Raw genomic sequence first — 14,138 nt, forward strand, 5'->3', positions numbered from 1 at the left:
CCCCCGAGTTTTTCCAGGTTCTCCTGGAGAAACAAGGGGACGAAAGTCCCGGGGCGGTGTGCCGCCGGTCACTCCACGAGCGGTCCCGGGGACGCCGTCAGAGCAGGGCGACGCTGGTCGGGCCGAGCAGCGCCTTGATGTCGCCCATGAGGGCCGTGCTCGGTCGGACCCGCAGGCCCTGGTCGAGACGCAGCACCGTCTCGCGGCTGCCGTTGATCAGCTTGAGCTGGACCTCGGTGGTGCCGGGGTGACTGCCCAGCACCTCGCGCAGGCGCTCGACGACCGGGGGCGTGCAGCGGGCCGCCGGCATCGACACCAGCACCGGCCCGCGGGGGCCCTCGGTGAGCTCGGGGATGCTCACCTCGGAGGCGAACAGCGACGGCTGGTCGTCGCGGCGGCTGATCCTGCCCTTGACGACCACGATCTGGTCGCGGACCACCTTCTCCGACACCTCGGCCCAGGTCTTCGGGAAGAACAGCACCTCGATGCCGGACTCGAGGTCCTCCAGCGTCGCGATCGCCCAGGGCGCGCCCTGCTTGTTCGTGCGCGGACCGACCGCGGTGAGGATCCCGGCGATCGTGACGTTGGCGCCGTCCTCGACCCCGCCGGCGTTGATCTCGGCGATCGGGGTGTCGGCGTGCGACGTGAGCACGTGCTCGACGCCGTGCAGCGGGTGGTCGGAGACGTAGAGCCCCAGCATGTCGCGCTCGAACATCAGCCGCTCGGACTTCGACCAGTCGGCCATGGGGATGGCGATGTCGAGGGCACCGCCGAACGGGTCGTCCTCCCCGCCGCCGTCACCGAAGCTGCCGAAGAGGTCGAACTGGCCCTCGGCCTCCTTGCGCTTGAGCGCCATCGCGGAGTCGACGGCCTGGGCGTGGACGGCGACCAGCCCCTGCCGGGAGTGGCCGAGGGAGTCGAACGCCCCGGCCTTGCAGAGCGACTCGATGACCTTCTTGTTGCAGGCCACCGTGTCGATCTTGCGCATGAAGTCGGGGAAGTCCTTGAACGCCCCCTTCTCCTCCCGGGCGCGGACGATCGAGTCCACGACGTTGTGGCCCACGTTGCGCACCGAGGCCAGGCCGAAGCGGATGTCGGTGCCGACGGCGGTGAAGTCGGCCGAGGACTCGTTGACGTCGGGCGGGAGGACCTTGATGCCCATCCGGCGGCACTCGGCGAGGTAGATCGGCCGCTTGTCCTTGTCGTCGCCGACGCTGGTGAGCAGGGCGGCCATGTACTCGGCCGGGTAGTTGGCCTTGAGGAAGGCCGTCCAGTAGGAGATCAGCCCGTAGGCGGCCGAGTGCGCCTTGTTGAAGGCATAGTCGGCGAACGGGACGAGGATGTCCCACAGGGTCTTGACCGCCGCCGGGGAGAAGCCGTTCGCCTTCATGCCGGCCTCGAAACCGACGTACTCGGCGTCCAGGACCGACTTCTTCTTCTTGCCCATCGCGCGGCGCAGCAGGTCGGCCTTGCCGAGGGAGTACCCGGCGACCTTCTGCGCGATCGCCATGACCTGCTCCTGGTAGACGATCAGGCCGTAGGTCTGGCCGAGGATCTCCTCCAGCGGCTCGGCCAGCTCCGGGTGGATCGGCGTGATCTCCTGCTGGCCGTTCTTGCGCAGCGCGTAGTTCGTGTGCGAGTTCGCACCCATCGGGCCCGGGCGGTAGAGCGCGCCGACGGCGGAGATGTCCTCGAAGTTGTCGGGCCGCATGAGCCGCAGCAACGAGCGCATCGGGCCGCCGTCGAACTGGAAGACGCCCAGCGTCTCGCCGCGGGCCAGCAGGTCGTAGGTGGCCGGGTCGGTGAGCTCCTTGCTCAGCTCGTCGAGGTCGATGGCCTCCTTGCCGTTGATCACGATGTTGCGCAGCGCGTCGTCGATCACCGTGAGGTTGCGCAGGCCCAGGAAGTCCATCTTGAGCAGGCCGAGCGTCTCGCAGGTCGGGTAGTCGAACTGCGTGATCACCGCGCCGTCGGACTCCCGGCGCATGATCGGCACGCTGTCGATCAGCGGGTAGCGGCCGATGATGACGCCGGCGGCGTGCACGCCCCACTGCCGCTTGAGGCCCTCCAGCTTGCGCGCCTGGTCGATCACCTCTGCCGCGCCCGGGTCGGACTCGTACCGGGCCCGGAACTCCGAGGCCTCCTTGTAACGCTCGTGGGACGGGTCGAAGATCCCCGACAGCGGGATGTCCTTGCCCATCACGCCCGGCGGCATGAGCTTGGTCAGCTCGTCGCCCACCGAGTACGGCCGGTCGAGCACGCGGGCGGCGTCCTTGATGGCGGCCTTCGCCTTGATCGTGCCGTAGGTGACGATCTGGCTGACCCGCTCCTCGCCGTACTTCTCCGACACGTAGCGGATGACCTCACCCCGACGCCGGTCGTCGAAGTCGATGTCGACGTCGGGCATGGAGACACGCTCGGGGTTGAGGAACCGCTCGAAGATCAGCCCGTGCGCCAGCGGGTCGAGGTCGGTGATGCCCATGGCGTAGGCGGCCAGCGAGCCGGCGGCCGACCCGCGGCCGGGACCCACGCGGATGCCCTGGTCCTTGGCCCAGTTGATGAAGTCGGCGACCACGAGGAAGTACCCCGGGAAGCCCATCTGCGTGATGATCCCGACCTCGTAGTCGGCCTGCTTGCGCACGTGGTCGGGGATGCCGTTCGGCCAGCGCTTGTGCAGCCCGCGCTCGACCTCCTTCACGAACCAGGAGGTCTCGTCCTCGCCCTCGGGCAGCGGGAACCGGGGCATGAGGTCGGCGCCCTCGGTGAACGTGACCTCGCACTGCTCGGCGACGAGCAGCGTGTTGTCGCACGCCTCGGGCATGTCGGCGAACAGCGCGCGCATCTCCGCGGAGCTCTTCAGGTAGTAGCCGTCGCCGTTGAAGCGGAAGCGGTTGGGCTCGTTGAGCCGGGAGCCGGTCTGGATGCACAGGAGCGCGTCGTGGGCCTGCGCGTCTTCCTTGTGCGTGTAGTGCAGGTCGTTGGTGCCCAGCAGCGGGATGCCCAGATCCTTCGCGATCGCCAGCAGCGCCGGCTTGGTCTTCTTCTCGATGGACAGGCCGTGGTCCATCACCTCGGCGTAGAAGTTCTCCTTGCCGAAGATGTCCTGGAAGTCCGCCGCGGCCTGGCGGGCGCGGTCCTCCTTGCCGGCGCGCAGCCACATGTTGACCTCGCCGGAGGGGCAGCCGGTCGTGGCGATCAGGCCCTTCCCGTAGCGCTCCAGCAGGTCGCGGTCGAACCGCGGCTTGCGGTACTGGCCCTCGAGGCTGGCCAGCGAGGAGATGCGGAAGAGGTTGTGCATGCCCTCCGTCGTCCGGGCCAGCAGCGTCATGTGGGTGTAGGCGGCCTTGCCGCGGTTGTTCCCGCCGTCACCCTCCTCGTCGAGGAGCTTGTCGCCGAAGTCGAACGGCGCGCGGTCGAACCGCGAGCCCGGCGTGTAGTAGCCCTCCATGCCGATGATCGGCTTGACCCCGGCCTTGGTGGCCTGCTTGTAGAAGTCGTAGGCACCGAAGACGTTGCCGTGGTCGGTCATCGCCAGCGCGGGCATGCCCTGTGCGGCGGCCGCCGCGGTGACCTCGGGCAGCTTGGCCGCACCGTCGAGCATCGAGTACTCGGTGTGCACATGCAGGTGCACGAACGAATCGTTGCTGGTCACGGGCGGTCGTGCTCCTCGGTGGTCGTGCGTGCCCGACTGTCGGGACCTCCAGCGGGCGACCGGCGGGGAAGACCGGTGGGTGCCGTGCGGGATCGGCTGGGCGCTGGGGGCGCCCTCCGATCCTCGCACTGCGAACGGTGTACTCCGAGGGTCTGACAGAACGTGTTGCGACACAGGCGGACCGATCCGTCACATCCGTCCCGGCCCGCTCAGGGAAGCCGGCGCCGCATCGTGACGTGCGCGATCCCGGCCTCGAGGTACTCCTCGCCCACCGGCTCGTACCCGGCCCGGTCGTAGAACCCGCGGGCGCTCAGCTGCGCGTGCAGCTCGAGCTCGGTGACCCCGCGCGCCACCGCCTGCCGGTGCAGCTCGGCGAGGACCGCCGCCCCGTGGCCGCTCCCCCGCGCCCCGGCATCGGTGGCCATCCGCCCGATGCTCGCCCGCCCGCCGTCGCCGAGCAGCAACCGGCCGGTCGCCACGACGCGGCCGGTCGCGTCGCGGCTGAGCGCGTGGACCGCCGCGGCGTCCCGGTCGTCCTGCTCGATCTCGGGCGGCACCCCCTGCTCGTGCACGAACACCCGGGTGCGGAGGTCGACGATCTCCGGCCAGTCGGCCGGCTCGGCCACCGTCGCCGTCGGACCGGTCACGCGACGGCCCGTCCGGTCGGCAGCACGCGGGCGGGCACGAGCAGGAAGCGCAGGTCGATGGCGGCATGGAGGAGCACCGGGAGCAGCAGCGAGCCGGTTCCCAGGTAGAGCGCGGCCATCACCCCGCCGAGCACGCCGGTGGTCACGACGCCCACGGCGCCCTGGTAGGCGTGCGCCAGGCCGAAGGCGACCGCCGCGACGGCGACCAGCACGGCGACCGACGGCCCGCCCGCGACCGCGGAGACCACCGCGAGGAAGAAGCCGCGGTAGAGCCACTCCTCGCAGACACCGGCGGTCACACCGACGAGCGTGAACAGCCGCCGCTCCCCCGGCGTCCGGGGCAGCAGCGCCAGCGTGGCGTGCGCCGCCGGCTCGGCGTGCCGCCCCTCCCCTGCCCGGCGCACCGGCGGGGCCGTGTCGAGCAGCGCTCCCCCGCGGAGGGCCCGCGTGGAGACGACGACGAAGAGCAGCACGAGCACGAGGACGGCCCCCGTGACCGGGCCGGGCCACTGCGTCGGCCAGCGCAGCCCGACCGCCGCCGCGTCGACGTCCGGCGACAGCAGCCAGATGACCAGGACGAGGACCGACAGCCCCCACTCCAGGACCAGCAGCCGCCGGTAGAACGACCGGCGGGCGTGCGGATCGGTGCGCAGCCGACCCTCGAACCGCCGGTGCAGCACCTGCCCGACCACCGGCTCGCCGACGACCAGGTAGGCCGCGACGACGACCGCCGCCAGCGCGGCGGGGCCGAAATCGGCTATCGAGGCCGGCAGGGACACGGCGGTGCGATCACGCCTCGGCGCGCAGGGCGGCCAGCGCGCCGGCGAGGTCGGGCGGGTACTCGCTGGTGAACTCCACCCACCGCCCGTCGGCCGGGTGCGCGAACCCGAGCCGCACGGCGTGCAACCACTGCCGCTCGACGCCGAGCCGCGCAGCCAGCGTCGGGTCGGCGCCGTAGGTCGTGTCGCCGACGCACGGGTGCCGGAGGGCGGAGAAGTGCACCCGGATCTGGTGGGTGCGCCCGGTCTCGAGCCGGATGTCGACCAGGCTGGCCGCCGGGAAGGCCTCGATGACCTCGTAGTGGGTGACCGACGGGCGCCCGCCGCTGACGACGGCGAACCGCCAGTCGTGCCTGGGGTGGCGGTCGATCGGCGCGTCGATGGTCCCGCGGGACGGGTCGGGGTGCCCCTGCACGAGCGCGTGGTAGCCCTTGCTGACCGTGCGCTCCTTGAACGCGGCCTTCAGCGAGGTGTAGGCCCGCTCGCTCTTGGCCACGACCATGATCCCGGTGGTCGCCGCGTCCAGGCGGTGGACGACGCCCTGCCGTTCGGCCGCCCCCGAGGTCGAGATCCGGTAGCCGGCTGCCGCGAGACCCCCGACCACGGTCGGCCCGTCCCAGCCGGGGCTCGGGTGCGCCGCGACGCCCACCGGCTTGTCCACGACGACGATGTCGTCGTCGTCGTGCAGGATCGTCATCCCGACGACCGGCCGCGGGGCCGCCGGCTCACCCGGTGGGGCGGGCAGCTCGACCTCGAGCCAGCTACCGCCGCTGAGCCGGTCGCCCTTGCCGCGCACCCGCCCGTCGACGACGACGTTGCCGGCGTCGGCCACCTCGGCGGCGACCGTCCGGGAGAGCCCGAAGAGCCGGGACAGCGCCTGGTCGACCCGCTGCCCCTCGAGCCCGTCGGGCACCGGCAGGGCGCGCTGGGTCCCTGGGGTGGGCAGGGCGGAACTGGTCACGTCGTCCATTGTGCCGGGAATCCTGGCGGGCTCGGGGCGGTGCAGGGCTCAGGCAGCGGGCTCGGACGAGCCGGCCGCACCGGCCGCCTTCGCCCTGGAGCCGTCGAACTCGATGCCGCGCAGGGCCAGCAGCGCGCCGAGGATCCCCCCGCAGACGATGGCCGAGTCGGCCACGTTGAACACCGGCCAGACCCGCCCGTCCGGCGCGAAGGCCGACAGGAAGTCGACGACCCCGCCGCGCAGGAAGCCGGGGTCGCGGAAGATCCGGTCGACGAGGTTGCCCACGGCGCCGCCCAGCACCAGGCCCAGGGCCACCGCCCACCCGGTGGAGAACAAGCGGCGGGCCGTGCGCACGATGACCACGGCGACGACGACCGCGATCACGCTGAAGACGACGGTCCAGCCCTCCGCGAAGGAGAACGCCGCACCGATGTTGCGCAGCTGGGTGAGGTAGAACAGCCCGCCGAGCACGCGGATGTCCTCGCCGGGCTCGATCGTGGCGACGACGACGACCTTGGTGACCAGGTCGACGACGAAGACCGCCGCGGCGAGCAGGATCAGCAGGCGGGTGTGCGGGCGCTTCGCGACGGCTGCCTGGCTCGACGGCTCGGGCTGCTCGGACAGGACGCGCTCCTCGACTCGGTGGGCCCGGACGGCCCGGCGGGTGGCCCCGCCGCGTCCGACGATAGCCGCGCCCGGCGCGTCAGCCGATCACCCGCGCCATCTCGTGGACGACCAGGTGCCGCAGCCGGGCGCCGTCGCCTCCGGTGACCCGGATCGTCAGGCCACCCCCGGGAGGGAGCACTCGGGCCGCGGCGACGCCCTCGCCGCCGGTGAACACCTCGGCCACACCGCCGTCGAGGAGCAGGCGCAGCCCGATCGCGCCGTCGGGCTCCGGCCGCAGCGGCGCGACCACGTCGGGGTGTCCGGGTGCGGTCAGCCGGGCCTGTCCGGGACCGGGGTCGGCCGTCAGCGTGAGCACCGGCCCCCCGCTCCCGTCCACCACGAGCACCACGGGCCGGCCACCGGGGTCGGCGGCCAGGGTCACGTCGAGGTGCGCGCCGGGCACCGCGACCTCGCAGGGCCCCGCGGACAGGGCCACCGGGCCGTGCTCCGCGAGCACCCGCGTGCGCAGCGTGTCGACGTCGGGGTGCGGGACGACGGTGACCCGGTCGCCGTCGCGCCCCAGCAACCACGGGACGGAGAGCGCGCCCGACCACGCCCCGCCCTCGCTCCCCGCCTCCTGGATCCAGGAGAGCGCGCACCGGCGGCCCGCGGCGTCGGCGAACGCGGTCGTGGCGTACAGCGGCTCGTCGGCCAGCCGGTGCCACGCGCGGGCGACGAACCGCTGCCCGTCGTAGTCGCCGACGGCACAGGCCACCCCGCCCGGGCCCTCGTCCCAGACCGACACCATCAGCACCCAGGCGCCCTCGAGCGGGAACAGCTGCGGGCACTCCCAGACCGCGCCGCCGGGATCGGTCCTGCCGTCCTCCGGCCCGGCGAGCTCGCCGTCGAGCCGCCACCGGCGCAGGTCGGGCGAGGAGTACTGGAGGACCGACGGACGGCCGGCGGTGTCGCCCGCACCGAGCGCCATCCGCCACTGGTCGCCGTCCCGCCAGACGAACGGGTCGCGCACGTGGGCGAAGCCGCGCTCCGGCTCCAGGGCGGGGATCACCGGCCCGGCCGGGTCCGGCGTCCAGCGCCGCCAGGCGGCGTCCCCCTCGGCCAGCGCGACGCGGCCCATGCCCGGCTCGTCGGCCAGCACGCTGGTGTAGACGATCACCGGGACGCCGTCGCGGACCACGACCGAGCCCGACCAGCAGCCGGTCTCCTCCGGACCGGGCTCCAGGGCGGTGCGGAGGTCTCCCCACCGGACCAGGTCGGGCGAGGTCACCTGCCCCCACCGGCATTCCGGCACCCAGACCGCCGCCTGCGGGTTGTACTGGAAGAAGAGCTCGTAGCGGCCACCCTCGGGCGCCGCGTGCCAGGTGACGCCGAGCGGGTCGTTGATCCAGCCGACCGGCGCCGTGACGTGGAAGCCGGGGCGGCGGGGATCAGAACTCGTCGAAGTCGGGGGCGGTGGCTTCGGGGTCATCGAATCCTTCCGAGCCGATCGGGCCTTCGGGGTCGGTCATGGCCGAGACGGGGGTGACCAGGTCCTCGGGCACCTCGGGCAGCACCCGGTCGAAGTAGTCCCTGGCCGCAGCGGTGGTGCCGACGTCGACCCCGGCGGCCTCGGACAGGAACCAGCGGTGCTCGAGGATCTCGTGGAAGATCTCGGCCTGGTCGAGCCGGGTGCGCAGGTGTGCCGGGATGGCTCGCACGACCGGTTCGTAGATCTCGGCCAGCCACCGGCTGGCGGCGACCGCCTCGGGCACGCGACGCTGCCCGGCCTGCTCCAGCCACCCCCGGAAGGACGCGATGTCGGCCAGCAGGCGCCGCGCCTGGTTCTCCTGGACGTCGAGGCCGGTGCGCGCGAACAGGACGCGCCGGTGGTGCCCCGGCTCGGCCACCCGCGTCGTCAGCTTGAGCCGGCTCCCGCCGCTGGGGTCGTCGATCAGCTCCACCTCGTCGACGTCGAACCCGAGCTCGTTGAGCCGGCGGATCCGCTCGCCGATCCGGTAGCGCTGCTCCTTGCGCTGCAGGACCTCCTCGTCGGTGAGCTCGGCCCACAGCCGGCGGTAGCGGTTGACCAGGTCCCCCGCGGCGTCGATCGGGTCGATGTCCTCGGCCAGCAGCTCCCCGGCCTGCAGGTCCATCAGTTCGGCGGCCACCTTCTCGTAGGCGATGTCGAGGTCGTGCTCCCGCTGCCCCACCGACAGCTGCGGGTGGATCTCCGCCGTCTCGGCGTCGACCAGGAATGCCGAGAGCGCGCCCGCGTCGAACCGGAACAGCGTGTTGGACAGCGAGCAGTCGCCCCAGAAGACCCCGGCCAGGTGCAGCCGCACGAGCAGCTCGACCTGGGCGTCCATCAGCCGGTCGGTCAGGTGCGCACCGCGCGGGTTGGCGAACAGCGCCCGGAAGGACGACGAGTAGTCGAGGAAGCGGGTGACCAGCATCGCGTCGAGATCGTCGGGCCGCTCCACCACGACCCCGAGGACGTCGACGGCGGGGATCCCCATCCGCCCGATGCGGCGCAGCACGGAGTACTCCCGGCGGGCCAGCCGCTCGGGGATCTCCTTGAGCGCGAAGACCTCGCCGCTCTCGGCGATGAACCGGACGACGTGCCGCGAGATGCCCCGCTGCGGGATCTCGGTGAGCCGGTCGTCCTCCCACTCCTCCAGCGGCTGCTCCCAGGGCAGGTTGAGCAGTCCCGCGGCCGCCTGCGCGGGCGGGCTGAACACGAAGTGCACGGCCTCTCCCGACTCGAGGAGGAACGATCAGGGCACGAACGGTGCGGTCAGGCCGGGCCGGAGCAGTCGCCGGGTGGTCGCCAGCCCCCACTCGTCGAGCCCGCGCAGCCGGTCGCTGCTCGCCCGCAGCCCGCTGTACCGCTCCACGACGGCCGCCCAGTCCTCCCGCCGCTCGACGTGCGCGCCCGCGACGATGCAGTCGGCGTCGTTGACCCAGAACCGGCCGTGCTGCCAGGCCCGCCAACGGCTGTTCTGCGCCGCGGCACGCTGGGAGGGCTGCGAGAGGTCGCCGTCGATCGGCTCGACGTGGTGCGCGATGTCCGGTCCGACCCGCATCGCGTCCACCAGACCCACGCTGGGCAGGATCGGGGCACCGCACCCGAGCAGGTATGCGTCGGGCCCGATGGCCTCGCGGATCACCTGCAGCCCCCGCCGGTAGGCCCCCACCCCCGTGGCGTCCGGATCGGCCCGTCGTCCCTCCATCGCCCCCGCGTACACGAAGTCGATCTTGAAGTAGTCGATGCCGAGCTCGCGGAACGTGCCGAAGACCTCCCGCAGGTACGCCTCACCCTGCGGGTGGGTCACGTCCAGCGCCGATAGCCGCTGGTCGCCCCAGCCGGTGCCCGGGCACGCGCCGTCGACCAGCCAGTCGGGGTGGTCGCGAGCGAGCACGGCCCGCTCGCCCACGAGGAACGGCGCCACCCAGATGCCCGCCCGACGACCGGCCCCGCGGATGTGGTCGACCACGGCGGCCAGCGACGCGAACCGGTCCGACAGCCGCAGCCAGTCGCCGATCTCGGCCTGGTAGCCGTCGTCGATCTGGACGACGTCGACGTCGAGCCCCAGATCCCCGATCGCCTGCAGGTTCTCCTCGATGTCGCCCTGGGTGACCTTCTCGAAGTAGTGGTACCAGGAACACCACGCCGTGGGCGGCGGCCGGATCGGACCGACGTGTTCGGCCGCGGCGAAGCCCTCGCCCCAGCGGGCGAGGGCGCCGTCGAGATCACCCGGGTGGACCGCGGTGGACACCTCGGCGTCCGCGCTCACGACGACGGCGTCGCCGGACACCTCCGCGCGGATCGAGGCCATCGGGCCGCTCGCCGACGGCGCCCCGACGACGTGCACCCCCTCGCCGGTGCCCGGGTCCACCGCGAGCAGGCCCTCGCCCTGGAACGCGTCGGCCGATGCCGTCACCTCCGGCCGGTAGTTGCCCACCCGCCGGTCGTCGCTGACCGGCCGGAACGGCCGATCGTCCAGCCGGTAGGCCGCCGTGGGGCTCCACGACTGCCAACCGTGCTCGTACACCCGGGCCCGGGAGGGGTCGACCGGGATCCGGGCGAGGACCTGCCGGTCGGCATCGGTCATGGCCGCTCCCCCACCGTGCTGTGACCTGCCCGTCCCTCGTCCCGACCGGGACGCCCCTCGGCCGCGCTCAGCCCTTGACCGCGCCGGCGGTCATGCCCCGGACGAAGTACCGCTGCAGGGACAGGAACACCAGGATCGGGATCAGCATCATGAACAGGCCGCCGGCGGTGAGCAGCTGCCAGCCCTGCCCCTGTTGCCCCAGCAGCGAGACCAGGGCGATGGAGAGCGGTGCGTTGTTGTTGGGCCCGATGAAGATCAGCGCGTTGAGCAGGTCGTTCCACACCCAGAGGAACTGGAAGATGGCGAACGACGCCAGCACCGGGGTCGACATGGGGAGGATCAGCTTCCAGAAGGTCTGGAAGTGACTGGCCCCGTCGATCTTGGCCGACTCGATCACCTCTCGGGGCAGCGTGGCCATGTAGTTGCGGATGATGTACACGGCCAGCGGCATGCCGAACCCGATGTGGGCGATCCAGATGGCCGGGAACGTGCCGTTGATGCCCAGCGAGCCGAAGATCTTCAGCAGCGGCACCAGCGCCACCTGGGTCGGGACCACCAGCAGCCCCACGATCAGGATCAGCAGCAGGTCGCGACCGGGGAACTGCATGAAGGTGAATGCGTAGGCGGCGAAGGCGGCGATCAGGATGGGGATGACCGTCGCCGGGATGGTGATCGCCAGGGTGTTCACGAAGGCCGTGTCCATGTCGGCCTGGGCGAACAGATCGCCGTAGTTCTCGAAGGTCAACCGGGTGAAGTTGGCCGGGCTGGTGAACAGGGTCCACCAGCCGGAATCGGTGGCGTCGGTCTGGTTGCGGAACGACGTGACCGCGAGGCCGAACGTCGGGACGACCCAGACGATGCAGATGACCGCCAGGACGATCCGCACCCAGAGCGGCGACTTGCCGGTCGCGTCCTTGCGCTTGGTCCGGGTCACCCCGGAGACGGGCTGCTTCGGCGCCTGGACCGGTGTCGGCGTGACTGCCTGCGTTCCGCTCATCGGGCGGCCTCCTCGGCACGGAACTGACGGACCTGGAAGACCAGGACCGGGATCATGATGATCAGCAGCATCACGACGATCGCCGCGGCGTAACCGGCGTTGTTGTTCGTGAACAGCTGGTTGAAGAAGTCGACCGCGATGATGTTGGTGTTGAAGTTGCCGTTCGTCATCACGTAGACGATGTCGAAGGTCTTCAGCACCCCGATGAGCACCGTGATGAAGACCGTGATCAGCGTCGTCCGGATCTGCGGGATGACGATCCGGAAGAAGATGGAGCCCTCACCCGCGCCGTCCAGCCGCGCGGCCTCGAGGGTCTCGGTCGGCACGCCCTTGATGGCGGCCGAGAGCAGCACCATCGCGAACCCGGCCTGCAGCCACAGGAGCATGACCATGAGCAGCAGGCTGTTGAAGCGGAAGTCGGAGATCTGCAGCCAGTTGACCGGTTCGCCGCCGAACCCGGTGACGATGCCGTTGAGCAGACCGATCTGGTCCTGCGTCGGCGGGTTCGAGGCGTAGACGAACTTCCAGATCGCGCCGGCGCTGACCGCGCCGATCGCCATGGGCAGGAAGATCAACGTCTTCGAGAGCTTCTCGCCCTTGGGGCTCAGCCGGTCGGCGAGCGTCGCGATCGTGAGCCCGATCGCGATCGCCCCGGCGGGGACGATCAGGATCCAGAGGAACGTGTTGAACAGGGTGTTCTGGAAGTTCGACGAGCTCAGCAGGTCGGCGTAGTTGTCGAAGCCGACGAACTCGGTCGCCTGCTGGTTGGCGAAGCTGTACACGAACGTCTGGATCGTCGGGTAGATCAGGGTGAGCCCGATCGCCGCGAACGCCGGGAGCAGGAAGAGGTAGGGCTTGATCCGGTCCTCCCACCGCCCCGGCAGGAGTTCGGCCAGCTTGTTGAGCAGCCAGTAGAGGGCGATCGCGCCGACCACACCGCCGACGACGGCGATCAGGGCGTTGAGGATCTTGATGGTCACGGGGGACCTCCCGTCGGTGCGGGTGGGAACACGGGGACGGGATCGGGGCGCCGGGCGGCAGGGCCGCCCGGCACCCCGGTCGGACGACTCAGGCCGGCCAGCTGTTCTCGATGTTGTCGACGGTGGCCTGGATGTCCTGGCCGCCGCTGATCCAGGCGACCATCTCCCGCCAGAACGAGCCGGAACCGACCTCACCCGGCATCTGGTCCGAGCCGTCGAACACGAAGTCCGTCGACTCGTAGGCGATCTGCGCGATCGTCTTCCAGGTCTCGGTCGGGTACAGCTCGACGTCGAAGTCGGTCCGCGGCGAGATCCAGTTGCCGCTGGCGCCGTACTCCAGCGTCCCGAAGTCGGCGGACGCCAGGAACTGCACCAGCTCCTGCGCGGCCTCGTTGTCCTGGGCGAAGATGCCGGCGAGGTCACCGCCGCCGAGCACCGGCTTGTCCTCGGGCGACTCGGCGGGCATCGGGAAGACGCCGACCAGGTTGTCGAGGTCCGCGATGACCTCGTCGGGCAGCACACCCTCCTGGGCGACGAAGTTGCCCTGGCGGTACATGAAGCAGCCCGGCGGCTCGTCGAACAGCGGGAAGGCCGCGGTGCCGAAGTTGTTGCTGGCGATCGACTGCCGGCCACCGTTGGTCCGGCCGTCGGCGAGCAGCAGCTCGTCCATCTGCTCGAGCGTCTCGACGACCGACGGGTCGTTGAACGGGATCTCGTGGTTGACCCACTCGTTGTAGGCGTCGGCACCGTTGTTGATCACGTACAGGTTCTCGACCCAGTCGGTGGCCGGCCAGCCGGTGGCCGCCTCGGACTCGATGCCGAAGCACCACGGGGTCGTCCCGGTGGCTGCGATCTGGTCGGTGAGGGCGACGAGGTCCTCGTAGGTCTCGGGGATCTCGAAGCCGGCGGCCTCGAACGGCTGCTTCGGGTAGAACACGATGCTCTTGACGTTGATGCTCATCGGGACCGCGTACTGCGTCCCGTCGACCTGACCGGTCTCGAGCACGCCCTGCACGTGCTGCTCGAGCTCGCCCGCGTCGACCACGTCGGAGAGGTCGGCGAGCAGGTCGCGCTCGGCCATGTCGCGCATGATCCCCGGCTGCGGGAACAGGGCGACGTCGGGCGCGTCGTTGCCCTGGACGCGGGTGTTGATGAGCTGGTTGAAGTTGCCGGTCTGCGAGAAGTTGACGGTGTAGCCGTTCTCCTCGGCCCACGCGTTGACCTCCGCCTGGAAGCCCTCCTCCTGGCCACCGGCGAAGGCGTACATGACCTCGATGGTGTCGCTGGTGTTGGAGTTGCCGCCGCCCCCATTGCCACCTTCGCTGAGGCAGCCGGCCGTGAGGACGGCGACGGCGCCGAGCGTGGCGGTCGCTGTGAAGCTCGATCTGATGCGCATGTGCACTC

The 14,138-nt window shown here is 71.2% G+C and carries 11 protein-coding genes; all 11 read right to left on the reverse strand.

Features of this window, described 5'->3' with window-relative positions; genetic code table 11:
- Window positions 1–97 precede the first annotated feature (97 nt).
- The 11 genes from dnaE to ABD644_RS12625 all read right to left on the reverse strand — a co-directional run bounded on the left by dnaE (window position 98) and on the right by ABD644_RS12625 (window position 14,130).
- Complete coding sequence (gene dnaE / locus ABD644_RS12575) at window positions 98–3,652, reverse strand: DNA polymerase III subunit alpha (RefSeq protein WP_344689239.1); 3,555 nt, start codon at window positions 3,650–3,652, stop codon at window positions 98–100.
- Window positions 3,653–3,861: 209 nt separating this feature from the next.
- Window positions 3,862–4,299, reverse strand: a complete 438-nt coding sequence (locus ABD644_RS12580; RefSeq protein WP_344689240.1) for a GNAT family N-acetyltransferase — start codon at window positions 4,297–4,299, stop codon at window positions 3,862–3,864.
- Complete coding sequence (locus tag ABD644_RS12585; protein WP_344689241.1) at window positions 4,296–5,078, reverse strand: CPBP family intramembrane glutamic endopeptidase; 783 nt, start codon at window positions 5,076–5,078, stop codon at window positions 4,296–4,298. Before ABD644_RS12585 ends, ABD644_RS12580 begins: the two co-directional genes overlap by 4 nt.
- A gap of 10 nt (window positions 5,079–5,088) precedes the next feature.
- Entirely contained in the window at window positions 5,089–6,048 is a 960-nt protein-coding gene (locus ABD644_RS12590) for an RluA family pseudouridine synthase (RefSeq protein ID WP_344689242.1), read from the reverse strand.
- Between the two features lie 39 nt (window positions 6,049–6,087).
- On the reverse strand, window positions 6,088–6,726 hold the full coding sequence (gene lspA, locus ABD644_RS12595) for a signal peptidase II (RefSeq protein WP_344689406.1): 639 nt from the start codon (window positions 6,724–6,726) through the stop codon (window positions 6,088–6,090).
- A 16-nt stretch (window positions 6,727–6,742) separates the two neighbouring features.
- Window positions 6,743–8,134 (reverse strand): glycoside hydrolase family 32 protein, encoded by a 1,392-nt coding sequence (locus ABD644_RS12600; protein WP_344689243.1) that lies wholly within the window; start codon window positions 8,132–8,134, stop codon window positions 6,743–6,745.
- Complete coding sequence (locus ABD644_RS12605) at window positions 8,094–9,392, reverse strand: DUF4032 domain-containing protein (RefSeq protein ID WP_344689244.1); 1,299 nt, start codon at window positions 9,390–9,392, stop codon at window positions 8,094–8,096. Before ABD644_RS12605 ends, ABD644_RS12600 begins: the two co-directional genes overlap by 41 nt.
- 27 nt (window positions 9,393–9,419) lie before the next feature.
- Window positions 9,420–10,757 (reverse strand): glycoside hydrolase family 36 protein, encoded by a 1,338-nt coding sequence (locus ABD644_RS12610; protein ID WP_344689245.1) that lies wholly within the window; start codon window positions 10,755–10,757, stop codon window positions 9,420–9,422.
- Window positions 10,758–10,824: 67 nt separating this feature from the next.
- Window positions 10,825–11,754, reverse strand: coding sequence for a carbohydrate ABC transporter permease (locus ABD644_RS12615; protein WP_344689246.1), 930 nt, complete (start codon window positions 11,752–11,754; stop codon window positions 10,825–10,827).
- Window positions 11,751–12,734: a carbohydrate ABC transporter permease gene (locus ABD644_RS12620; RefSeq protein ID WP_344689247.1), complete on the reverse strand. Its 984-nt coding sequence runs from the start codon at window positions 12,732–12,734 to the stop codon at window positions 11,751–11,753. Before ABD644_RS12620 ends, ABD644_RS12615 begins: the two co-directional genes overlap by 4 nt.
- Before the next feature lie 88 nt (window positions 12,735–12,822).
- Complete coding sequence (locus tag ABD644_RS12625; RefSeq protein WP_344689248.1) at window positions 12,823–14,130, reverse strand: ABC transporter substrate-binding protein; 1,308 nt, start codon at window positions 14,128–14,130, stop codon at window positions 12,823–12,825.
- Window positions 14,131–14,138 lie beyond the last annotated feature (8 nt).

The organism is Blastococcus jejuensis (assembly GCF_039534705.1).
GTDB lineage: Bacteria > Actinomycetota > Actinomycetes > Mycobacteriales > Geodermatophilaceae > Blastococcus_B > Blastococcus_B jejuensis.